This window comes from Paenibacillus sp. FSL R7-0189 (genome assembly GCF_037969925.1).
GTDB lineage: Bacteria > Bacillota > Bacilli > Paenibacillales > Paenibacillaceae > Paenibacillus_AQ > Paenibacillus_AQ odorifer.
In genome coordinates, this window is the sequence record NZ_CP150223.1 from 6511025 (window position 1) to 6533321 (window position 22297).

The window sequence follows — 22297 nt, forward strand, 5'->3', positions numbered from 1 at the left end:
TGAATGGTATGTACTTTTTTAGAAATTTAGATGTTCTTTCTTCAAATCGCGATTGAAGCTTTTAAACCTGGTCCCTTGATACAGGAGTTCGCCTCGATCCCCTTCTACAATCAAACCAAAATCCTGATCTCTTACCTGCAACTCCAATCGAGAGCCATCGGCAAACTCAAACGTAACAAAATAGCTAGTATTTGCTCTCGATTCACCGGATCCCCCCCATACCTCGGTTCGTTTGGTGACCGCTGTGCAGTTTGCTTTTATCAAAGGACTTGCGTTATTGGATATCCAGATTCTCACTGATTTAACAATTATAAAAACAAAAAGGCCAAGAAAAAGCAAAGCAAATAATTTAAAAAACAGTGGCATCTCATGAATGAAACTTCCGAAAAAGCTGCGCTCATCAAAACCGTTAAAATCCTGCCATTCGCTCAAATTTATCCCTCCTGACTGAAACAAGATAATAAAAGTTATCTATGCTGCGAAATACGTCATTTTTCCCGTTCGGTTTCATGTTTTCATCATCTATATAAGAATTTTTTTCACAAAACAATTTGGATTCAAAGGAAAAGGTATGGTATGCTTTTTATACTACATGCAGTTGGGAGGTGTTATTTCGGTGCAATATATAGCGCGTTTGTCATTACTTTGGTTTCTTCGTATAGTCCTAATTCTGGGGATGATATTTTCTTTTCCACCTGCCTGGTCTGGAGGATCATTCACTACGGAGCAAGAATCAACGACATCCGAAAATGAACGCTACGAGCGAAAGTTTACACCTCCCGTAAGGATTGCACCTCAAATAACCCCTCAGGTAGGAGCCATCAAAATAGCTGAACAGTGGGGAACGAAGTCTATTGCGGTAGCTGCAATACTCCCTGTACTTTCTTTACTGTTCCGTCCAGTGATTTATAAATTCCTGCTTCGACTGCGGCTGTACCTGTTAAAATTCACTTCTCATTTTCTAATATCACTCCCCTAGCGAAGTTCACCTCTGCCCTAAATGAATGTCTGCTGAAGGGATTTTAGAACTTCGATTGATAAATAATCTTATGTCATGAATTATAGAGAAGCGGATTTACCGGTTGGTATACATGCTCGCATTGCTCATCCTCCACCGGAAGAAAGCAAGTATTTTGGCTGAAACGTGTCCTGAATATCTCTTCCGGTGAGCTTTTTGCATTAGTAATATTCGCAGCACTATTCCTGATTGCTGGATTCACCGAGACCATTCATCTAACAGACAGAAGTTATTGGCGCGCTACTAGTGGACTTGTCCTCGCTGAAACCGAACATGTGAAACCGATTGAACAGCTTGTGATCCCATTTCGTGATTTCTTCAGTGTCATCTTCTGCTTCAGCTTCGGACTGACATAGATCCACTCACCTTAGGCGGTGAGGCGCTCTGGTACTCCCTTGCAGCAGTTATCGTTACGCTAAATGGCAACTTTATTGCAGGCTTGCTGGCCGGACGTAGCGTTGGTCACAGCCTTCATGCTTCATCCAACATTGGATGCCCATAGCCGCGCGGGATGAATTTTCAATAATTATGGCCAATTTGGGTAAAGCATTGCGGAGTGCTGGCTATTCTTCACTATTTGTAGCCATTCGCAGCCTCTTGGAGCCTTTGCAACATTCTCCGTCATTTGCAACCATTTGCGGCCCTTTACAGCTATTTGCAGCCATTTTCAGCCTTTCGCAGACATTTGCAGATATTTGCAGCCATTTACGTGCTGATCCTTGTTCTCCTTGGACATTGTCTGACGAAGGAATCTAAATAGATTTATAAATAATGGATAAAGTATTCAACTTTGAGAAACGACATGATGCACGAATATCCAAAAAATCTGCCATAGCCACTGAAAATGAGTAAGGTCGTTTCCCCTGTTGAAGGAGGAAAAACTATGCAGAACAAAATAAATCAACGTCAACAGCTACAAAGAAGCTCTACCTTCCGAGTTCTTACCGTCATTGCCGGCGCATTGCTTGCTGCTGTAGGATTGGAATTATTTTTAATGCCACATGGCCTTGTTGTCGGCGGGATTACAGGCTTATCCGCATTATTCGCTCATACTACTGAAATGCAGCTTGGATTGTTTCTATTTCTATTCAATCTGCCCTTTATATTTATGTCGCGAAAACAAGTAAATCTCCGCTTTGCTCTTTACACTGTTTTGGGATTAACCTGCCTAACCATCGCGTCTCTTGCGCTGCATCGTTTTCCTGCTGTGATTAGCGATCCTTTACCTGCCGCAATGGCAGGAGGCATCTGTCTTGGAGTAGGTATTGGAATATCTGTGAGATTCGGCGGTGTAAATAAACAAGCCAGTGACCAGGGGTATTCTCTGCTGAGCGGCGGACCTCCAAAATCAACGGAAGTCGTGATTATGATCCTGAACTGTGCAATTCTGCTTTTTGCAGGTACATTGTTCGGTTGGGAGCAAGCAATGTATTCTATTATTGCCTACCTGCTGGCTTTCGAAGGTGTTCGTATCTCACTACGGGGATTATCCCACTCCCGCACTGCTTGGATTACCAGCAGCCGATGTTTGGACATTCAGCAAGCAATCGCAACCTCTCTAAACCGAGAAGCTGCGATTGCCGAAGGTTCAGGGCAAGATGGAGAGGTTAGCACGTTGTTTTGTCTGACAAACAGAATGGAAGAAGATCATCTTCGGGCAATCGTTCTACAGTGTGATTCAGAGAGCCAAATCGTGTTCAGATCAGCCACTAAAGATCATAGACAAACACGCTTACACGAATAAAAAAAGGGAGCGCCCTTAAGCCATGAAAATGGCTGGAGCGCTCCCTTCTTTTTGAATTTAGCCTTTGATCGCAACCAATTTTTCTGAGCGAGGCCTCAAACTTCTTGTTCGAGACCCCAAACTTCTTGCGAGAACTCAAATTTCGCATTATTCGAAGACGTTTACGCGCATGAGACAGCTATCGGACACAGCGGACCTTATATGCAGAATTTCCCGGAATTCTGAATGCATTCGGACCGCATAGCCCCTATTGGCACAAAAAACGCCAACTACGAGCCTATTTCTTATGAATAGCTGCACTGGGGTCCGAAACCTTGCTCCAAAGGCGATATATTTGCGAATAACGTCATTGGAGTCCGAATACCTCAGCGGATGATCATATTTCGGCGTCATCGGACGGCGGATGAATGTGATTCGGTGACATCGGACAGTGGATGAACATGATTCGGTGGTATCGGACGATGGAGGTATGTAATTCGGGGGCATCGACGATGGATGGATGTGATTCGCCGGGATCGGACGACAGATGACCATGATTCGGTAGCGTCCGAAGATGGTTGAATGTGATTCAGCGGTATCGGATAAGCGGAGCTATGATTCAGTGACATCAGACGGCGGTTGACTATGATTAGGCGTTACCGGACGACGAATGACTATGTTCGGTGGCATCGGTTTATCCGGATTAGAGACATATTGCAGCATGCCGTAACTACGGCCAAAAACGCAAAGCAGCGATCCTCCAGTAATAGGAGGATCGCTGCTTGCAGACTGTCTCATACGATGAAAAAAACACCCATGGACAACCCCTACTTTTCATTTAATCCGCTACTTAACGGAACATTCCCCACAAGCGGATTAAATGAAAGGTGTTGTTCGGATCGATTTTCTGCGCGATGATAAACTTTACAATTTGTTCTTCCTGTGTCGAGGTCAGTTTCTCGTTCAATACACCTGACGCTTTCCGTACCAATCTGCGAACAACCGCAGGATCCTGCAGCTCCTGTTTCGAGATGCCCTCAATCATACTTTTGATACGATCCTTCACAGTCGAGTTTTTCATCTTCAGCTTGATGCGATCCACCAACTGAGGGCTAATTCCGAATTGTTGATAACCCAAGTGTAGCACCTCCCGTCATATCCAATCTTTCACAGTATATGAGCCTTCGGTGCTACATGTGCCTAGTTAGTCAATTAATTCTCCTTGGAAGATCTGTTCACTCTGTAAATAATGCCGAAGAGATGCATATTCAGGTGATGTCCAAAAAGCTTCATCCTTAAGCAGCTCTGCGACATCATCCCGCGCCTGCTCCAGAATTTCAAAGTCAGCCGTCATATCTGCCAGCCGAAACTCCGGTAATCCACTCTGCTTTGTCCCAAAAAAATCCCCCGGTCCACGCAGCTCCAAATCCCTTCGGGAAATCTCAAATCCGTCATCCGTATCGGTCATGGCAGTCATTCGCTCACGTCCGATTTCAGATTTTGGATCAGCTACCAACACACAAAAAGAGGCATGCTGCCCTCTTCCTACCCGTCCACGTAACTGATGCAGCTGTGACAGACCAAAACGATCCGCATCCATAATGATCATCAATGTAGCATTAGGAACGTCTACACCAACCTCCACCACCGTAGTGGACACAAGCAGCTGCAGCTCATTGTTATAAAACGCCCGCATCACTTCATCTTTTTCAGCGGGAGTCATTTTCCCATGCAAAAGCCCAACTTTATAGCTAGGGAAAGCTTGGCTCATCTGAATATGCAAATCAATAGCATTCTGCACATCCAGCTTCTCTGACTCTTCAATGAGCGGACAGATCAAATAAGCCTGACGACCCAGATCAATTTCACGCTTAATCAGATTCAGCACACGATCCATGAGATCATGTTTTACCCAATAACTAGTTATAGGAACTCGGCCTTTCGGCCTTTCAGATAAAGTAGATACATCCATATCGCCAAAAACAGAGATCGCAAGTGTACGTGGAATAGGCGTCGCAGTCATCGTCAGTACATCCGGATTATATCCTTTTCGCCGCAATACACCACGCTGATTCACACCAAAACGATGCTGCTCATCAGTTACCACAAGACCCAGATCACGGAAAAATACATCCTCCTGAATCAAAGCATGTGTTCCTACCACGATATCAAGCATCCCCATTTGCAACGAGGCCAATAACTCTTTACGTTTTCGGCCAGTCACACTGCCCGTCAGGAGTCCTACAGTAATCCCAAACGGCTCAAACATCCTGGTAAGTGAACGCATATGCTGTTCTGCTAAAATCTCTGTGGGCACCATTAGTGCGCCCTGAAAACCAGATCTTACCGTAGCAAAAAGCGCCACAGCCGCAAGCACTGTTTTACCCGAGCCAACATCTCCTTGCAGCAGACGATTCATGCAATATGGTGAACGCAGATCATGTAAAATCTCCAGCTCTACACGTTTCTGTGCATCTGTAAGCTCAAAGGGCAGACTGCGCACGAACTGGCGTACCGTCGCGTTATCCACTGTGTGGACTACCCCATCCATCCGCCCGCGGTTCAGAACCCTGAACGCTTGCATCTTCAACTGGAACAGGAATAGTTCCTCATATACCATCCTACGGCGCCCCTGCTGCCCCTCACGAGTGTCCTCAGGCCTATGGATAGTGGCAATGGCCCGTTTACGCGGCATGAAGTCATATTCCCTCATAATAGAATGCGGTAAAATCTCTGGAATCAGATCCCCATACTGCTGAAGTCCCTGATTAATAACCTTCCTGATCCAGGACTGAGTGATCTTACCACCTACCGAATAGACTGGCTGCAGTGTTCCCGTCTTCCCTTCACCACGATCCGGAAATTCATAATCAGTCACTGTAATCTGATTGCGCTTCTGATCCCATTTTCCGGTCAGCACAATTTCCCGTCCCACAGTGAGTTGCTCTCTTACGTAATGGCGGTTAAACCAGGTTGCTGTGAACATCCATGGCTCTGCAACCATCTTACAGCTAAGACGTGACTTGCCGCCAAAACGCTGCAGTACAGGGATACCGATTACTTTTGCCTCAACGGTCACTTTATCCCCGTGTTTAGTCTCACTCAGCGAGCGGGGCCGATAATCCTCGTAGCGGAACGGATAATACTCTAATAAATCCTTTACTGTAAAGACGCCAAAGGCGTGAAGCTCGCTTTGCTTTTGAGCACTCACGCCAGTTATGTTTTTTACTTCAATTTGATTTAATGCCAGTGTCATATTTATCCCTCATTTTGCAGGCCAAATGAACACAGCTAATGTACCGTTACCGACATGGCTGCCCACGACAGGGCCGACGTTCGTCAGCACTTTTTCTTCCAAGGTGAAGTGTCCTGCAAGCTCATTCAGGAACTCCTCGCCGGAAGCCGGTTCAGCCGTATGACCTACGGCCACATTGATTTTGTTTACACCCTGCAGATCCCGCTTGAACAGTTCAATCATACGGGCGACAGCCTTCTTACGGCCTCTAACTTTCTCCACCGCATAAATAATACCTTCTGCATCAATGGACAATATCGGCTTAATATTCAGAAGTGTCCCCAGAATAGCGGAGGCTTTTCCAATTCTCCCGCCTTTTTGTAAATATTCAAGTGTATCTACTAAGAAGTAAAGCTTACGCGATTGACGTAGGCTTTCTACAGCCTCAAGTATCTCTTCAGGTCCTTTGCCTTCAGCAGACATTCTGGCAGCTTCCACTACCATAAATCCAAAACCATAAGAAGCGGAGAGAGAATCCACAACAGTGATCCCTTCTCCCTCTTCCTCCAGCATCGATTTAGCCAGCAATGCAGATTGATAAGTCCCGCTCAGTCCAGAAGAAATATGAAAGGAAAGGATAGAACAGCCCGGGTTACGCTCCAGAATACTGCGGTACACATTCATATATTCAACCGGTGAGGGTTGAGAAGTAGTCGGCAGCTGTGAGGTACGGGGAAGACGCTCATAGAACTGCTCCGGAGTCATATCCAGATTGTCCCTAAAAGCCTCTTCGCCGAACATTAAGGTCAACGGTACTACCTCAATTCCGTACGTTTCCGCCATTGCTGGCGGGATATCTGAAGTGCTGTCGGTGACGATAATGGTACGATTCATGGATTTTCTCCCCCAAGCTATAATTTTGCCAACTACGCAATAACAAATTTCTACTCCATTGTTAAAGAACCATTAATTCCTACCTATGGCTCTACAGAGAACAGATAATAATACAGGGGTTGGCCACCCTCATGAATCTCAACTTCCACATTCGGATAAGTCTCTTCCAGCCACTCACTCAAAGAATCAGTAGCCTCGGATTCTGTTTCTGCACCAATAAGGATCGTAACGATTTCGTCGCCATTCTCCAGCATATTGGATAACAGCGCCTGACTTGCAGCCAAAAGATCATCTGCAGCAGCAACAATTTTGGAATTAGAAATCCCAATAAATTGGCCCGATTTAATCTCCAGCTCATCAAAGCTTGTATCACGCACAGCGTTCGTTACTTGTCCGGACTTCACATGAGAGATTGCTTCCAGCATATTCTCAGAATTAGTCTCCACTGCATCTTCCTCTTGGAATGCAAAAGCTGCTGCTATTCCCTGCGGAATACTTTTACTTGGAATCACCGTAATCTCACGTTCGCCCTCTAGAAGATCTTTAGCTTGTTGAGCGGCAAGAACAATGTTCGAGTTATTTGGCAAAATATAAACATGCTTCGCAGATATGGAAGAAATCGCGTTCACGAAATCCTCAGTGCTAGGATTCATTGTCTGACCGCCAGCTAGGACTACGTCCACTCCAAGGCTTTTGAAAATGTCAGCAATACCTGCGCCAGATGATACCGCGATGAAGCCGTAAGGCGCCAAATCATCGGCCGGTGGTTCAGCAGGAGACATTTGCACTGCGCTCTTCTCATTCGGCATATCAGCGAATACATCAGGCATTGGTGCAATATCCATGCCCGCAGTCAGCAGGTCACGATGCTGCTCTCGCATATTAAGAATGTGAATCTGCGTGATCTCCCCATAAAGAAGAGCCAAGTTCATCACTTCACCTGGAGCCTTAGAGTGCACATGCACTTTAATCGTCTCATCATCTGAAATAACAATAATGGAGTCGCCATTAACTGACAACGCTTTCCTAAAAGCTTCCTCATCAAAATTGGTTCTCACGTTAACGCCTAACTGGCGATTAATGAAAAACTCCATATCATATAGAAATTCTATATCTTCAGTAGATAGCTGTGACTGCGCAGAAGACTGTACAGAAAACAGTTCACTTTCAGGTTTCGTTAATACGGGTTTAGGCGCTGGTGCAACGGGTGTGTGGGTTTGTCCTTGCACAGATTCAGACAGACCGGTAGTACTTCCATTCGTCAGATGCTGGTGAAACCCTTCATAAATGTAGACCAAACCTTGGCCGCCAGAATCTACAACACCGACTTGCTTCAATACAGGCAATTGCTCAGGCGTATAAGCTAAGGCTTCTTTTGCTTTGGCTAATACCTCTGTCATCAGCTCCACAACGTCAGTAGTACGGCGGGCATAATAAACAGCATGTCTTGCAGCCTCTTTAGCTACAGTAAGAATAGTTCCCTCTACGGGCTTTACAACTGCTTTATACGCAGCGTCCACTCCGGTTTGCAGCGCAGCAGCGAACTGCTGTGTATTAAGCTCATCATGTTGAGCCGCATACCTGCTAAACCCTCTGAATAACTGGGACAAAATAACGCCGGAATTCCCACGAGCTCCCATTAATAAGCCCTTGGAGAGTACACCTGCACATTGGCCCACAGAAGTGGTGTTATTTTTCTTTAATTCATTCGCACCTGCGGTCATCGTCAAATTCATGTTTGTGCCGGTATCTCCATCTGGGACCGGAAAAACATTTAGGGAATTGACGTGTTCTGCATGCTGTTGCAGCTTATCCGCTCCAGCCAATACCATAGCGGTAAAATCTGTTCCGTTTATAGAACGCTTACTCAATTGAGAATTCCCCTTCCTAACTTCATGCCTAATCATTCTATGATTAACAGGACATAATGCACTAATTTACATTGTACTATAAGTATTAAAAGAAATAAATGTTTTTGAATCGGTTGACGTAGCAAAATTTGCTGTGATATTATAGATAAGTATTGTTTATGCAGGTGTTAGGAATAAGGAGGTGTAATCTATGTCCCGCAAATGTGCAGTAACAGGCAAGAAACCGAGCAGCGGCAACCACGTGTCTCACGCTAATAACCGCAACCGTCGTTCTTGGGGAGTTAACGTTCAGAAGGTCCGTATCCTCGTGAACGGTAAACCAAAACGCGTGTACGTCAGCACCCGTGCTTTGAAAGCCGGTAAAGTTGAACGCGTTTAGTCTTTAGCAATTTTAAGACCGAACGATAACTTATATGAAGCAAAAAGCACCCTTTACATTTGTAAGGTGCTTTTTTTCATGTTTTCTTTTCTGTTAGCGGCTTAACTCTTCTGAAATGTGTTCAATATTGCTTTAACAAAACCTCCCAAAAACCTTGGCAGCTTAAACGTGTAAAATTTCATGATTTACCCTCCCATCAATTCATGCCGTACGCAGGAGACTTTCCTCTTGTCAATAACGGAAACGAACTGCAGTCCTCCCTGCCAAAACAAAAAAGGCTACATGAGATTTCTGCTCATGTAACCATATTTATGCACCGAGGACTTGGCCTATACCTCTAGTCTCAATAGCCTATTTTTTTAACGCAGTGCAGATTCGGCTGCTTCTCGAATTCCGCGGATCGCCGCAGCACGATCACTCCGGCCAAAAACTGCATTCCCCGCTACCAAAACATCGGCTCCAGCTGCCACAACTAAGGGTGCTGTCTCTTCCGAGACTCCACCATCTACTTCGATCAATAAATCTGGATTCACTTCATTCGCCCATTCTCGAATTTGAATGATTTTGCGCAAAGTGTTAGGAATGAATGCTTGACCACCAAAGCCTGGATTAACGGTCATCACCAGAATCATATCCACATCCTCCAGCACCTCACGCACCGCTGAAGCCGGAGTACCCGGATTAATTGCTACACTTGCCTTCAGCCCCAGCTCCTTGATCTGATGAACCACACGATGCAAATGAACGCATGCCTCAGCGTGAACGGTGATCACACTTGCACCTGCTGCAGCAAAATCAGGGATATAACGTTCTGGTGACTCAATCATCAAGTGAACATCAAGTGGCAGCTTGGTATGTAACGATACAGCTTTTACAATAGGTGGACCCAATGTGATATTCGGCACAAAATGACCGTCCATTACATCCACATGTATCCAATCTCCACCACTGGCTTCCGCCTCTGCTACTTCTGGACCTAAACGCGCGAAATCCGCCGACAATAAAGATGGTGCTATTCGTATCATGATGTTAGTACCTCCGCTTTTTATCTTTCATTTCATTAAAAAACAGTTTGTAATGATCATAGCGACTATCCGCAATTTTCCCTGCTTTCCAAGCCTCTATTACACGGCAGCCTGGTTCATGCTGATGACTGCAGCCCCGGAACTTACAATCGGATGCATATTGAGCAAATTCACGAAAACAAGTGGACAGCTCTTCTACACCAAGCTCTAAGAAATCAAGCTGACTAAAACCTGGGGTATCTGCAACAAAACCTCCACCACCAATATCCATCAGCTCCACATGACGGGTCGTATGGCGACCACGTCCCAATCGTAAACTGATCTCTCCAGTCTCCAGTTTAAGCCCTGGAACAATACGATTCAATAAGGTGGACTTACCAACCCCCGATTGACCCGCAAAAACGCTAATACCACCAGTAAGCCGTTGTCTTAGCTCATCGCTTCCGGCACCAGTAAGTGAACTTGTGACCATCACTTCATATCCGATATCCTCATAAAGTTCTTTAACATAACGAGTAGCTTCACCATCATCATCCGCCAAATCCTGTTTAGTCAGAACAATTAGGGGTTCCAGACCCGAATGCTCAATATGAACTAGAAACTTGTCCAACAGATTCAGGTTCATATCGGGCTCTCGAACGGAGAATAAAAGGACTGCGAGCTTAACATTCGCTACAGGTGGACGAATCAGTTCAGATTCTCTAGGTAGAAGTTCATCCACCATTCCTTCTCCATGCTCAGTAAGTATATAAATAACCCGATCTCCAACTAGCGGAGCGATCCCTTTTTTCTTGAGAATTCCTCGGCCTCTGCATTGAACAGAATGCTCTTCAGTCGCAATTAATCCTTCGCGGAGCGGTTTCACATAATAATAACCGCTTAACGCCTTAACAATTATACCTTCAGGCATACATAGTGAGCCTTCCTCTCCTGATTTTGCGAAAATGACCCAAGTCTGATATCCTCGGGTCATTTCGCTACGCCAACCATTCAGGTTAAACCCTGTTTAGTTGTTGTTTTTATCTTTAGATTTATCCTTGCCTTTATTGTTGTGCTTATTATTGCCATTATTAGTCGATTCACTATTTATAGAACTATTGTTTACGAACCCTGTCTGATTCACCGCCCCGTTATTCCCTCCGTCATTCTCTGAACCTGAACCTGGCAAGATCTCCGGTTCAATCGTAGGTTCAATTGTAGGCGTAGGTTCAGCAGAAGGTGTTGGAGTTGGCTGTGGTGTTGCTATAACTGGTGGTTCAGGCTCCTGAACGGTTCCGTTCTTAGCATCGATATAAGGAATGACATAAGTATCCAAAAGTACACCGTCACGGGTAACAATAACTGAACCATCTTTATTAGGAGCCAATACTAGATTCACAGATAACACTTGGCTCTTTCCAATGGTACGTGTTCCCCAATCCTGCTTCTCTCCATTATTGCGCGCATCCACGAATTCGATACGAATCTTGCTCTTTTTTCCATCCTGAGCAGGAGCGACTGGCACATTAAAGGTATAATTCAGGGCTTCAGGTGGATAACCTGTACTTAAGTAAATCGTAATCGCTGTTCCAGGTGGAACAGAAGTACCTGTCCCCTTATCAAATGCCCAAGTCTTTGTTACTTTACCTTCTTCAATGCTGAAGCTGGATTCTTGTTTAACTTCTCCAAGAACAAGCTTGGCACCTTCCAGCAGCGCCTTTGCCTCACTCTCCGTCTTACCGATGAGATCTGGCAACAGTACACTTTCTTCTCCTTTACTAACGTAAAGGGTGATTTGAACCGTCTCAGGATCGAATTCTGTATTTAATGCAGGGTCAGATTTTACAATGAGACCTTCATCTGTATTTTCGTCATAGAGAGGTTTATTATCAATCCGGTCCTGGGCTACACCCAGCGCCATCAATGCTTTAACCGCATCATCAAAGCTCTTGTTAACTACATCTGGCATCTTGGGTAGTGGCTTAGCCGTATTCACAGTGAGTATTAGGGACGCTCCTTTTTTCACTTTGGCATCCTTTTCCCTACTTTGCTTAATGACCACATTCTCTTCAAAATTCGGACTGTAGTCATACAGAATAGGATCAGCAACCTCAAGCCCCAAATCCTCAAGCTCAGTTTGTGCTTGTTCTATCTGTTTACCTACTACATAAGGAACGGAAACCTCAGGAACAACTAGCTGTGATTTAACGTACCATACGAGACTGGCCATAGCCAACAGCAACAGCAAGGTAAGCCCAATCCATAATGTGGGTTTTGCCCATTGTTTTTTACCTTTGCTTGAAGGCACCGGTTCATCATCTTCATCACGAACCATCCGTTCCTCACGATGATTACGATTACCATTGCTTCTTTGAATCGGTTTTATCGCCGGGATAACCCGCGTACGATCCTCATCTTCTTCATCGTTGAACAGAATCTTCGCCTCACTGCGGCGCTCCGGCAATAAGCATGTTTCCAAATCCTGCAACATTTCTTTGGCAGAGTCGTACCGCTCCTCCGGATTTTTACGCATTGATCTCAGAATTACATTCTCAACGCTTTGCGGAATGAGTGGATTCAGAAGTTTTGGCTCTTCAAACTCTTCTTGCAGATGTTTTAAAGCTACACTAATCGGACTCTCTCCCAAGAAGGGCAGGCTTCCGGTAAGCATTTGATAAAGTACAATACCTAATGAATACAAGTCAGACTTTTCTCCTGTAGAGACACCTTTGGCATGCTCTGGCGAGAAATAATGTACTGAACCAACCACAGAACCGGTCTGTGTAATGGTTGTTGACGTAACTGCGCGGGCAATCCCAAAGTCGGTTACTTTCACCCGGCCGTTGCGTCCGATCAGGATATTATGTGGTTTTATATCACGATGAATAATTTGATTCTGATGCGCATGATCTAGGGCATCACAGATTTGTGAAGCGATCCGTACGGATTCATCAACCTGTAATGGCGCTCGTTCTTTTATAATTTCATTAAGATTCTGACCCTCAATATACTCCATGACAATGTAATGAATTTCGTCTTCTTGTCCTACATCGTATATGCTGACGACATTCGGATGAGACAAAGATGCGGCAGATTGCGCCTCACGCCTAAAACGGCGAATAAATTCCTCGTCATGCACAAACTGATTGCGCAATACTTTGATGGCGACATTTCGGTTTAAAAGAATGTCATGTGCTCTATAGACGAGCGCCATTCCACCTCCGCCGATCCGTTCGATGACTTGGTAACGGCCGCCCAATTCGTGACCGATCATCAATCCCACTCCTTTGTTTCGGGCACAGCGGCCTCTCCATGATGTTCTAACAAAGCGACGCTAATATTATCGCCACCGCCGGCGAGCAGTGCCAGCTGAAGTAAACGGTCCGCTCTTTCCTCTAACGATATCTCATGTATACCTGCTACTTTGCCTAAATGCTCATTTGTGACAAAGTTGCTTAAACCATCGCTGCATAGAAGCAAAATTTCCCCAGGTAGCAGAGCTATAGGCGCCATATCAACTTCAACCTCAGCATCTGTTCCAAGTGCCCTCGTCAGCACATTACGACGCGGATGATTATCCAATTCCTCCACACTGATCTGACCGTTCTTGAACAGCTCATTGACTAGCGTATGATCCTCGGTTAGTTGAACTGCCGCACTGTCTTTTATTAAATAGGCTCTGCTGTCTCCGATATGGCCAATATATCCGTTTGATCCATTCAAAAGAACAGCAACGACAGTAGTACCCATATTATGATACTTATCGTCACCGGAAGCCTCCCTGAACACAGTGCTGTTAGCTTCCAAAATAGCAGCTGACAACGCATCACGCAGAGCTTCGTCTTGAAGGCCAGACTCTAACCCGTCTAGGTTATTCCTCATTGTCTCCAAAGCGAGCCTGCTTGCGGTTTCACCAGCCTGATGTCCACCCATCCCATCGGCAATAATACCGAGTGTATAACCGTGGCGCGTCGCGCCGATCCAGACCGAATCCTCATTGACAGCGCGCACTCGGCCAATATCGCTGGCATGAACTGTTCTGATCAAATATCCTCACCCCAACTCCATATGTTTGGCACGCAGCTGTCCGCATGCGGCCGCGATATCATGGCCTTGCTCACGGCGAATAGTAACATTCACCCCGTTATCAGCCAAAATACGTTGAAACTCAAAGATATCATTGCGTGAAGTACGTACATATTTTCGCTCAGGCACATGGTTTACCGGAATCAAATTGACGTGGCACAGCATGCTCTTAAGCACCCCAGCCAATTCCTCAGCATGCTCCGGTTGGTCATTTACCCCGCCGATCAAGGCATACTCAAAGCTGACACGTCGTCCCGTCTTAGCTTGATAATAACGCAATGATTCAATTACATCATCAAACGGAAAACGGCGGTTAACAGGCATTAGCTTTGAACGCAAGGCGTCGTTAGGCGCATGAATCGAAATCGCCAGATTAATCTGGGTATCTTCTTCTGCAAATTTATAAATGCTCGGTACAATACCGCTGGTGGAAACAGTAATATGCCGTTGTCCGATATTTAAGCCCTTCTCATGAATCATAAGACGCAGGAATCTCATTGTTGCATCATAGTTCTCAAACGGTTCACCAGTACCCATGATAACAATGCTGCTGACACGTTCGCCGCGCGCATCCAGGATTTGTTGGGAACGTACAACCTGAGCTACAATTTCTCCCGCTGTCAAATCCCGTTTTAATCCACCGAGTGTGGAAGCACAGAAAGTACAGCCGATTCGGCATCCTACTTGGGTTGTTACGCAAACGCTATTGCCATAATTATGTTTCATGATAACTGTTTCGATAGCATGATCGTCATGCAATCCAAACAGGAATTTTACAGTTCCATCTTTAGATTCCATTTTAGTAATTTCAGTTAATGCTGCAATAGAGAATTGTTCATTCAGCTTCTGGCGAAGCCCTTTGGACAAATTGCTCATTGCTTCGAAGTCATTCACACGTTTTACATACAGCCAATCAAAAATTTGTCCACCACGAAAAGCAGGCTCACCATTGTCTTTCGCCCACTGTTGTAACTCTTCTAAAGAAAAATCATATATTAAAGGTTTCATTATTATCTACACCTGTTCTTTCATAAGGATATGCGTATTATTTCTCATTCTTCCTATTTTAACACAAATTTCAGAGACGGTAAAAGAAAACGCCCGCCGTACGGTAGCCCGGCGGGCGGAGGATACTACAATTGTCAGAAAATTTGCTATATTACAAGACTCTCTGGAGCTTAGAAATATAGAACCCGTCGCTCCCATAATGATGGGGCAGCAGTTGAATTCCATCACCCTCAGCCAGCGCGGTACCCTCCAGCCTGTCCCACAATGGTGAAGCAAAGGTCACTGCGGTGAAATCAGGATTCTGCTTCAAAAAGTCAGCTACTACTTCACTATTTTCCGCTTGTTCAGTCGTACAGGTACTATATACCAGAATGCCACCCGGTTTCAACAGTTTAGAGACCGACTGCAGCAACTCCCGCTGCAATGATGCTACACTAGCCACATCTTCCGGCTGCTTACGCCATTTGAGGTCTGGCTTACGGCGAATTACGCCGAGTCCAGAGCAAGGTGCGTCGAGAAGAATTCTATCAAAGGATTGATGCTCTAACGTGTGCTCCAGCTCCAGCGCGTCTGCACTGCCTGTAGATACACAATCAAGACCTAAACGTTCTGCTTGATCTGAGATCAATTTCGCTTTATGCAAATGCAGATCATTAGCATAAATCGATCCTTCATCTTTCATGAGCTCGCCCATATGTGCTGTTTTGCCCCCAGGAGCAGCGCAACAGTCAAGCACTCTCATGCCAGGCTCCGGAGCTACCGCTTCAGCTACAAGCATAGAACTCTCATCCTGAACGGAGATATATCCATCACGATACCAGGAGGTGAGTGCCAGGTTTCCGCCGCCTTTCACAACAATGCCATAGGGACTAACATCAGATGCTGAAGCTTGCAGACCTTGTTCAATCATCTGGTTCAGCAGAGCTTCACGACTGATCATCGTTGTATTCACGCGTACACTGACCGCAGGCGGCTCATTGTTTGATGCACAAATAGCTTCCGCCGTGTCGGCACCGTACTCGGTAATCCAACGTTCCACTAACCACAACGGATGTGAATATAATATCGATATCCGCTGCGCTTGACTTAGTCCCTCAGGCAGAACTGGCAGATCACCAGCACGCAATACACTGCGCAGCACGCCGTTAACCATCCCTGAGATTCCCTGGTGGCCTTTTTTCTTCGCTATATTAACAGCCTCATTTACAGCTGCATGGGACGGTATACGATCGAGATACATAATTTGATATAAACTAAACCGCAGTAAATTACGGACCCATGGCTGCAGTTTGGCTATCCCTTTACTAACAAATCCTTCAAGCACATAATCCAGGGTGTTCATCCGCGAAATAGAGCCATAGACAAGTTCTGTGACCAATCCGGCATCTTCTCTGCTAAGCGTTGCCTTCTGTAGACTGCTGTTGAGCAGCAAATTGCTATAAGCACCTTGCTGCTCAACTTTAACCATTATATCAAGCGCGATTTCCCGGGCAGAAGCAGGGGTAACCTTACCCTTGTTGCCAGCTCTGCCGTTGTTGCCAACTGCTTTAGAGTTATTCCCCTGTCTCTTACCAGCGCTAGGATTTACTGCTGATCGGCCAACACCATTTCCACCGCCGCTCAACCTAACACCGTCCCTAGCTTCATAACAGCACCACGGCTAAAATCGGCCGCACTCATTGCTTTTTTGCCAGCAGGTTGAACCGTTGTCAGCAGCAGACTTCCGTCACCTGTTTTCACTTCGACACCTCGTTCAGTTACAGAAAGCACCGTTCCTGGAGCACTATCGCTTGCTTTCTGCGCTTCAGGCAGCTTAGAAGCCCAAGCTTTAAAGGTCTCACCATTCCAGAGCGTAAATGCGCCGGAAAAAGGAACTAATCCACGAATTCGATTATAGTTGTCACGTGAGCTAGCGTTCCAATCCAAGCGTTCATCCTCGCGATTAAGGTTAGGGGCATAAGTTGCCTCACTATCGTCTTGCTGAACAGCTTGAACTTTTCCGCTTACTAAACGTGGCATTTCAGACTTTAACAGATCTCGTCCAGCCAGGCTCAGCTTCTCAAAAAGAGTTCCAGAGGTATCCTCATCCTCAATAGCCACTTCGACACGAGAGATCATGTCACCGGTATCCAGCCCCTCAGCCATATACATCAAAGTAACGCCGGTCACTTTCTCACCATTGATGATACTGCGCTGAATCGGAGCACCTCCCCGATATTTAGGAAGCAACGAACCGTGTACATTCACACAACCATTCCGCGGTAAGTCCAACACAGCTTTAGGCAAAATTTGACCATAAGCAGCCGTGACGATCAAATCCGGCTCATACGCAGCCAGCTCAGCGACTGCCTCAGGACGACGCATGCGTTCAGGCTGAAGCACAGGTAATCCGAGAGCTAATGCGGCTTCCTTAACTGGTGAAGGAGCCAAGATTTTTTTTCTCCCCTGCGGACGATCCGGTTGGGTGATGACAGCTACAACTTCATAGCCTTCATCTACCAGCATTTGCAAGCTTGGCACCGCAAAGGCTGGAGTTCCCATGAAAACAATCTTCATATTCCTCACTCCTCAGTCTCGTTAGCAGTCATCTCGTACACTTTTTCAGCGATATCTGTAAACAGAACTCCATTCAAATGGTCAATCTCATGCTGAAAAGCCCGGGCAAGTAAACCACTGCCGGTTATCGTAATCTCTTTTCCCTCACGGTTAAGGCCACGAACAGTTACAGTCTCCGCACGGCGTACATCACCATTCAAGCCAGGAATACTAAGGCATCCTTCTGGTCCTAGCTGTTCACCTTCCATGCTGATGATTTCAGGGTTAATCATTTTGATCAATCCATGCTCTTCATCCGCATCCACCACAATTAAACGTTTCAAAATTCCGACTTGGGGTGCCGCCAGCCCTACTCCTTCAGCGTCATACATCGTATGTGCCATATCATCCAGCAATTTTTTAACATTAGGAGTAACTACAGCTACTTCTTTAGCTTTTTTGTGCAATACTTCATCCGGTTCTTTAACGATCAAACGTATAGCCATTACAAAACACCTTCCCGTTCTGAACATTTCTATATTTAAAGTCAATTGATAAAGCTCTTTTTTTACATTGTAACATGATACGGATTTACATCAACATCTGCGGATCCACATCAATGCTGATCTGAAGACCGGTATCCCGCACAGAATCCTCTAACTCTTCAGCCACTTGGCGGACAAGTCCAATCACATCGATGGCGCCGCGCCATTTTATCATACACTGGAATCTATATCTACCCTTTAATCGAGGGATAGGTGATGCCACAGGACCCAACAGATCTAACACATCGCTGGTTAGCTTATCGAGACTTCCATACCACCTTAGCTGTCTGGCCTTTCCCTGAAGATTCAGAGCATAATTCTCTGCCATCCGCAGTAGAAGCGGCAGCTGTTCATGAGACAATGTGACCAGAATGAGTCTGCAATATGGCGGATAATGGAGGCCTCTGCGATGCTTCAGCTCTTCACGTACAAAAGAGAGATAGTCATGTCCGCTGGCATGAATAATAGAATAATGCTCTGGCGTATAGGACTGAACGACCACTTCGCCTGGAAGCTGGTGCCGGCCTGCTCTGCCTGCAACTTGTGTAAGCAATTGGAATGTCTTCTCTGCTGCGCGAAAATCGGGCAGGTTCAAAGCTGAATCTGCTGTGATTACACCAACAAGAGTGACATCTGGAAAATCCAGTCCCTTTGCTACCATCTGAGTGCCCAGGAGAACATCCGCTTTTTTGTCTCTAAATTGGTTCAGCAGCTTCTCATGCGAGCCCTTTTCTGTTGTTGTGTCCACATCCATACGAATCACTCGTATGCCTGGGAATAGCTTACCAAGCTCTTCCTCCACCCGCTGTGTACCCGTTCCGAAAAACCGGATATGCTCACTACCACACTCCGGACAAAGCTTAGGTGCTGGTTCAGCATGTCCGCAATAATGACAACGCAAATTGTCACTACGGCTATGATACGTTAGTGAGATATCACATTCTGGACAACCGGCTACGTAACCACAGCTACGACACATGACAAAGGTTGAGAAACCTCTACGGTTAAGCAGCAGCACCGTCTGTTCTCCGCGTTCCAGCCTCTCTTCCAGTGCTGAATGAAGCTTTCGGCTGAACATCGAACGGTTGCCTTCTTTAAGCTCTTCCCGCATGTCTACTACGTTCACCTTTGGAAGTTCATTTCCAAGTGCACGGGTAGGCATCTCTAGCAGTACCGGTGAAAAGTGAATATCACTCTGCGATCTTGCAGCATGATAGCTTTCCAGCGAAGGCGTAGCAGAACCTAGAATCACAGCTGCCCCACACTGTTCCGCTCTACGAATAGCAGCATCACGGGCATGATATTTCGGATTCTCCTCCTGTTTATAAGAGGTCTCATGTTCTTCATCCATAATAATCAACCCTAGGTTGGAGAAAGGAGCAAACACGGCCGATCTTGCGCCTACAGCGACTGTGGCCTTTCCTTCACGGATTTTACGCCACTCATCGTATCGCTCACCAACAGACAGCCGGCTATGCATAACCGCGACACCGCTGCCGAACCGCCCCTTAAACCGCTCCACCATTTGTGGTGTTAAAGCAATCTCTGGCACAAGAACAACAGCCTGTCTGCCCTGATCTAAACAGCGTTTAATACATTGCAAATAGATCTCTGTCTTACCACTACCCGTAACTCCATGAAGCAGAAATACTTCGTGAAGCTGCTCCTCTAAGGTTCGAGAAATTCTTGTATATACGACCTCTTGTTCCGCAGTAAGCGGTAGAGGTGTGGTAGGTTTAAAATCTCGTCCTTGATAAGGATCGCGATAGACTTCAATTTCACTGATCTCGATAAAACCTTTTTCCTCCAAGGCCTTTACAGTACTTGCCGTTACTTGGAGTGCAGACAAAACTTCTTTAAGAGCCATGGGGAGTGTAGCTTCCATATCAACTAAAAAGCTCAGAACTTCCTTCTGGCGTGCGGATTTTTTTGGGAATTTGTTCAAAGCCTCACGGGCAGCAGTGACACCTATCGCCAGATCGACTGCCTTGAGCTTTTTCTTGCCCATTTTATCCTTAATGGATTGACTCTCTATAAGTACTCCACGCCGCAGCATGAACTTCACCGTCTCAGCAGCCTCAGGAAATGCACGAGTAAGCTGCTTCATGGAAACTTCGCCACTACGTCCAATAAATTCTGTGATTAGTCGTTCCTCATCCCCTGTGTCGGCAAACATTGGGAACAATTCATCCTCTGGAAATGCTGTCTCTTCCTGCACATCTCCAAGTGAAATCAGCCGTTCTGCCTTCCCTTTTAGAGCGGTGGGCAACATCGCCTGCAGTGCTGAAATTCGTCTACATGCATATCTTTTACTCATCCAGTCCGCAAGCTCAACTAATTCAGGAGATAAAGGCGGAAGCAAATCCAACACTTCTTGAATAGGCTTCAGGCTAGGACTCACTAGGGTCTCGCCTGATTCTAAAGATACTACAAAACCTTGGACTGTCCGGTGCCCAAACGGAACGGCTACCCGACTGCCCACTTCAATCCATAACTTCAGGGATTCTGGAATACTATAATCAAATGGCCGGTCAGTGCTGCGTACAGGCACATCCACAATGACCTTGGCGATATCCATTATAATGAAGCTCCAGTAATTCGCTCTGCCACGAGCGTCAGCAAACGACGAGCTACCTCATCCTTTGACAATTGTGGCAATTCAAGCACCAATCCATTCACATCATATATCGAAACGATATTCGTATCCGCTCCAAATCCGGCTCCTGCAGCCGCTACATTGTTAGCAACGATGAGATCGCAGTTTTTGCGGACCAGCTTGTCCTTAGCATAAAATTCCGTATTGCCCGTTTCCGCAGCAAAGCCGACCAAAAACTGCTTGTTTTTGGTCTTACCGAGTGTTTCCAGAATATCCGTTGTCTTCACAAGCTCAAGCGTCATCGTCTCTCCGCTTTTTTTAATCTTGGAAGGCTCACTATGCTTCGGACGGTAATCCGATACAGCAGCCGCCTTGATCATAATGTCGCAGCTGTCCCACAGTGCGGTAACTGCTTCATACATTTCCTGTGCAGATTGAACACGAATGACTGAAATCTCTGGTTCCTGTGGAGGAGCCTCATCTGTACGCGCAGCAATCAACGTTACCTCAGCACCCATTGCACGTGCAGCACGTGCTAGCGCGAAGCCCATTTTACCGGATGAATCATTGGAGATATAACGCACTGGATCAATCCGTTCTACCGTTCCACCCGCTGTGATGACGATTTTTTTACCCGCAAGAGGTTTGGATGCGACGCTAGCTTGGTGTGCAAAAAAATTCTCAACCACACTCACAATAGCCTCTGGCTCTTCTAGCCGACCTTTGCCAACGTATCCACATGCCAGCAGTCCTTCACCAGGCTCAATAAACTGAATGCCTCGGCTAGCGAGAATATTCAAATTATTAAGTACAGCTGGATGCTGATACATATGAACATTCATAGCTGGTGCAACCATAATAGGAGCCGTAGTAGCAAGCAGTGTAGTAGATAACATATCATCGGCGATCCCGTGTGCCATTTTGGCAATTATATTTGCGGTTGCGGGTGCTACCAGCACAAGATCCGCAGCATCTGCCAGATCAATATGTGAAATGGAGGATGGATCTCTCTCCTGGAATGTATCGCTATATACTCGTTGCTTCGATAGTGACTGTAGAGTTAATTCTGTAATGAACTGCTTCGCCGAAGCTGTCATAATGACATGAACCTCGGCTCCTTTTTGGACAAGCTTACTGGTCAAGGACGCCGCTTTATAAGCAGCAATTCCTCCTGTGATCCCAAGTAAAATAGTCTTCCCCTTCAAGCTCTTCAACATGATCTCCCCCCTGTTCCCTACTCTTACAACGAATGGCTATCTTTACGACGAGAAAAAAATAACAACCTTCCGGTTGTCATAAAGAGCCCGGTTCTGGGCTTTCATCATAAATTTAAGACCCGTAAATGCTCCATAACCCAAGAAGAAACGGCAGCGCCTCAAAACAAATAGGCGGCATCCGTTTCT

The 22297-nt window shown here is 45.9% G+C and carries 20 protein-coding genes and 1 pseudogene; 4 read left to right on the plus strand and 17 right to left on the minus strand.

What is annotated here, in order from left to right:
- Window positions 1-18: 18 nt before the first annotated feature.
- Window positions 19-432 carry a DUF2500 domain-containing protein gene (locus tag MKY63_RS28710; protein ID WP_249267720.1) on the minus strand — a complete coding sequence of 138 codons (414 nt, stop codon included), beginning with the start codon at window positions 430-432 and terminating at the stop codon, window positions 19-21.
- A gap of 184 nt (window positions 433-616) precedes the next feature.
- Here MKY63_RS28710 and MKY63_RS28715 point away from each other — a divergent pair, with 184 nt between their 5' ends.
- The 3 genes and pseudogenes from MKY63_RS28715 to MKY63_RS28725 all read left to right on the plus strand — a co-directional run bounded on the left by MKY63_RS28715 (window position 617) and on the right by MKY63_RS28725 (window position 2762).
- Window positions 617-979 (plus strand): hypothetical protein, encoded by a 363-nt coding sequence (locus MKY63_RS28715; protein WP_038570328.1) that lies wholly within the window; start codon window positions 617-619, stop codon window positions 977-979.
- A gap of 103 nt (window positions 980-1082) precedes the next feature.
- Window positions 1083-1775 (plus strand): annotated as a pseudogene (locus tag MKY63_RS28720) (cation:proton antiporter); the annotation flags it as partial.
- A gap of 126 nt (window positions 1776-1901) precedes the next feature.
- Window positions 1902-2762, plus strand: coding sequence for a YitT family protein (locus MKY63_RS28725; RefSeq protein WP_051491444.1), 861 nt, complete (start codon window positions 1902-1904; stop codon window positions 2760-2762).
- 591 nt (window positions 2763-3353) lie between these two features.
- On the opposite strand, the gene MKY63_RS28730 is transcribed toward MKY63_RS28725, so the two are convergent.
- From MKY63_RS28730 to MKY63_RS28750, 5 genes are all read right to left on the minus strand, one after another.
- A complete protein-coding gene (locus MKY63_RS28730; protein ID WP_141118525.1) occupies window positions 3354-3539 on the minus strand; it encodes a hypothetical protein in 186 nt (61 codons plus the stop codon).
- Between the two features lie 52 nt (window positions 3540-3591).
- On the minus strand, window positions 3592-3879 hold the full coding sequence (locus tag MKY63_RS28735) for a stage VI sporulation protein F (protein WP_036686212.1): 288 nt from the start codon (window positions 3877-3879) through the stop codon (window positions 3592-3594).
- Window positions 3880-3945: 66 nt separating this feature from the next.
- Complete coding sequence (gene recG / locus MKY63_RS28740; protein ID WP_036686210.1) at window positions 3946-5997, minus strand: ATP-dependent DNA helicase RecG; 2052 nt, start codon at window positions 5995-5997, stop codon at window positions 3946-3948.
- Between the two features lie 9 nt (window positions 5998-6006).
- The gene (locus MKY63_RS28745) at window positions 6007-6870 is read right to left on the minus strand and encodes a DegV family protein (RefSeq protein WP_036686209.1); all 864 of its coding nucleotides are present in this window, start codon (window positions 6868-6870) and stop codon (window positions 6007-6009) included.
- Between the two features lie 83 nt (window positions 6871-6953).
- Window positions 6954-8741, minus strand: coding sequence for a DAK2 domain-containing protein (locus tag MKY63_RS28750; RefSeq protein WP_038570325.1), 1788 nt, complete (start codon window positions 8739-8741; stop codon window positions 6954-6956).
- Between the two features lie 190 nt (window positions 8742-8931).
- Between MKY63_RS28750 and rpmB the strand changes: the two genes are divergently transcribed.
- Window positions 8932-9120 (plus strand): 50S ribosomal protein L28, encoded by a 189-nt coding sequence (gene rpmB, locus MKY63_RS28755; RefSeq protein WP_036686205.1) that lies wholly within the window; start codon window positions 8932-8934, stop codon window positions 9118-9120.
- A 101-nt stretch (window positions 9121-9221) separates the two neighbouring features.
- Here rpmB and spoVM read toward each other — a convergent pair whose 3' ends face one another.
- The 11 genes from spoVM to coaBC all read right to left on the minus strand — a co-directional run bounded on the left by spoVM (window position 9222) and on the right by coaBC (window position 22111).
- Window positions 9222-9302: a stage V sporulation protein SpoVM gene (gene spoVM / locus MKY63_RS28760; protein WP_020431362.1), complete on the minus strand. Its 81-nt coding sequence runs from the start codon at window positions 9300-9302 to the stop codon at window positions 9222-9224.
- Between the two features lie 177 nt (window positions 9303-9479).
- A complete protein-coding gene (rpe, locus tag MKY63_RS28765; protein ID WP_036686202.1) occupies window positions 9480-10145 on the minus strand; it encodes a ribulose-phosphate 3-epimerase in 666 nt (221 codons plus the stop codon).
- A 4-nt stretch (window positions 10146-10149) separates the two neighbouring features.
- Window positions 10150-11055 (minus strand): ribosome small subunit-dependent GTPase A, encoded by a 906-nt coding sequence (gene rsgA, locus MKY63_RS28770; protein ID WP_036686201.1) that lies wholly within the window; start codon window positions 11053-11055, stop codon window positions 10150-10152.
- Between the two features lie 96 nt (window positions 11056-11151).
- Window positions 11152-13398 carry a Stk1 family PASTA domain-containing Ser/Thr kinase gene (pknB, locus tag MKY63_RS28775; RefSeq protein ID WP_036686199.1) on the minus strand — a complete coding sequence of 749 codons (2247 nt, stop codon included), beginning with the start codon at window positions 13396-13398 and terminating at the stop codon, window positions 11152-11154.
- On the minus strand, window positions 13398-14171 hold the full coding sequence (locus tag MKY63_RS28780; protein ID WP_036686197.1) for a Stp1/IreP family PP2C-type Ser/Thr phosphatase: 774 nt from the start codon (window positions 14169-14171) through the stop codon (window positions 13398-13400). The genes pknB and MKY63_RS28780 overlap by 1 nt, the downstream gene beginning before the upstream one ends.
- 6 nt (window positions 14172-14177) lie before the next feature.
- On the minus strand, window positions 14178-15218 hold the full coding sequence (gene rlmN / locus MKY63_RS28785; protein WP_036686196.1) for a 23S rRNA (adenine(2503)-C(2))-methyltransferase RlmN: 1041 nt from the start codon (window positions 15216-15218) through the stop codon (window positions 14178-14180).
- A gap of 151 nt (window positions 15219-15369) precedes the next feature.
- On the minus strand, window positions 15370-16686 hold the full coding sequence (gene rsmB / locus MKY63_RS28790) for a 16S rRNA (cytosine(967)-C(5))-methyltransferase RsmB (RefSeq protein WP_339813645.1): 1317 nt from the start codon (window positions 16684-16686) through the stop codon (window positions 15370-15372).
- 152 nt (window positions 16687-16838) lie between these two features.
- On the minus strand, window positions 16839-17774 hold the full coding sequence (gene fmt, locus MKY63_RS28795) for a methionyl-tRNA formyltransferase (protein ID WP_076099573.1): 936 nt from the start codon (window positions 17772-17774) through the stop codon (window positions 16839-16841).
- A gap of 5 nt (window positions 17775-17779) precedes the next feature.
- Window positions 17780-18259, minus strand: coding sequence for a peptide deformylase (def, locus tag MKY63_RS28800; protein WP_036686193.1), 480 nt, complete (start codon window positions 18257-18259; stop codon window positions 17780-17782).
- A gap of 85 nt (window positions 18260-18344) precedes the next feature.
- On the minus strand, window positions 18345-20876 hold the full coding sequence (priA, locus tag MKY63_RS28805; protein WP_036686191.1) for a primosomal protein N': 2532 nt from the start codon (window positions 20874-20876) through the stop codon (window positions 18345-18347).
- A complete protein-coding gene (gene coaBC / locus MKY63_RS28810) occupies window positions 20876-22111 on the minus strand; it encodes a bifunctional phosphopantothenoylcysteine decarboxylase/phosphopantothenate--cysteine ligase CoaBC (RefSeq protein WP_036686190.1) in 1236 nt (411 codons plus the stop codon). Before coaBC ends, priA begins: the two co-directional genes overlap by 1 nt.
- Window positions 22112-22297: the final 186 nt, after the last annotated feature.

Bases quoted from the DNA above. Each gene is read 5' to 3' on its own strand.
- MKY63_RS28725 (WP_051491444.1), top strand. From the start codon at position 1,902: ATGCAGAACAAAATAAATCAACGTCAACAGCTACAAAGAAGCTCTACC.
- rpe (WP_036686202.1), bottom strand. From the start codon at position 10,145: ATGATACGAATAGCACCATCTTTATTGTCGGCGGATTTCGCGCGTTTA.
- rsmB (WP_339813645.1), bottom strand. From the start codon at position 16,686: ATGGTTAAAGTTGAGCAGCAAGGTGCTTATAGCAATTTGCTGCTCAAC.
- pknB (WP_036686199.1), bottom strand. From the start codon at position 13,398: ATGATCGGTCACGAATTGGGCGGCCGTTACCAAGTCATCGAACGGATC.
- MKY63_RS28730 (WP_141118525.1), bottom strand. From the start codon at position 3,539: ATGAGACAGTCTGCAAGCAGCGATCCTCCTATTACTGGAGGATCGCTG.
- rlmN (WP_036686196.1), bottom strand. From the start codon at position 15,218: ATGAAACCTTTAATATATGATTTTTCTTTAGAAGAGTTACAACAGTGG.
- spoVM (WP_020431362.1), bottom strand. From the start codon at position 9,302: ATGAAATTTTACACGTTTAAGCTGCCAAGGTTTTTGGGAGGTTTTGTT.
- def (WP_036686193.1), bottom strand. From the start codon at position 18,259: ATGGCTATACGTTTGATCGTTAAAGAACCGGATGAAGTATTGCACAAA.
- fmt (WP_076099573.1), bottom strand. From the start codon at position 17,774: ATGAAGATTGTTTTCATGGGAACTCCAGCCTTTGCGGTGCCAAGCTTG.
- MKY63_RS28745 (WP_036686209.1), bottom strand. From the start codon at position 6,870: ATGAATCGTACCATTATCGTCACCGACAGCACTTCAGATATCCCGCCA.
- rsgA (WP_036686201.1), bottom strand. From the start codon at position 11,055: ATGCCTGAAGGTATAATTGTTAAGGCGTTAAGCGGTTATTATTATGTG.
- recG (WP_036686210.1), bottom strand. From the start codon at position 5,997: ATGACACTGGCATTAAATCAAATTGAAGTAAAAAACATAACTGGCGTG.
- priA (WP_036686191.1), bottom strand. From the start codon at position 20,876: ATGGATATCGCCAAGGTCATTGTGGATGTGCCTGTACGCAGCACTGAC.
- rpmB (WP_036686205.1), top strand. From the start codon at position 8,932: ATGTCCCGCAAATGTGCAGTAACAGGCAAGAAACCGAGCAGCGGCAAC.
- coaBC (WP_036686190.1), bottom strand. From the start codon at position 22,111: ATGTTGAAGAGCTTGAAGGGGAAGACTATTTTACTTGGGATCACAGGA.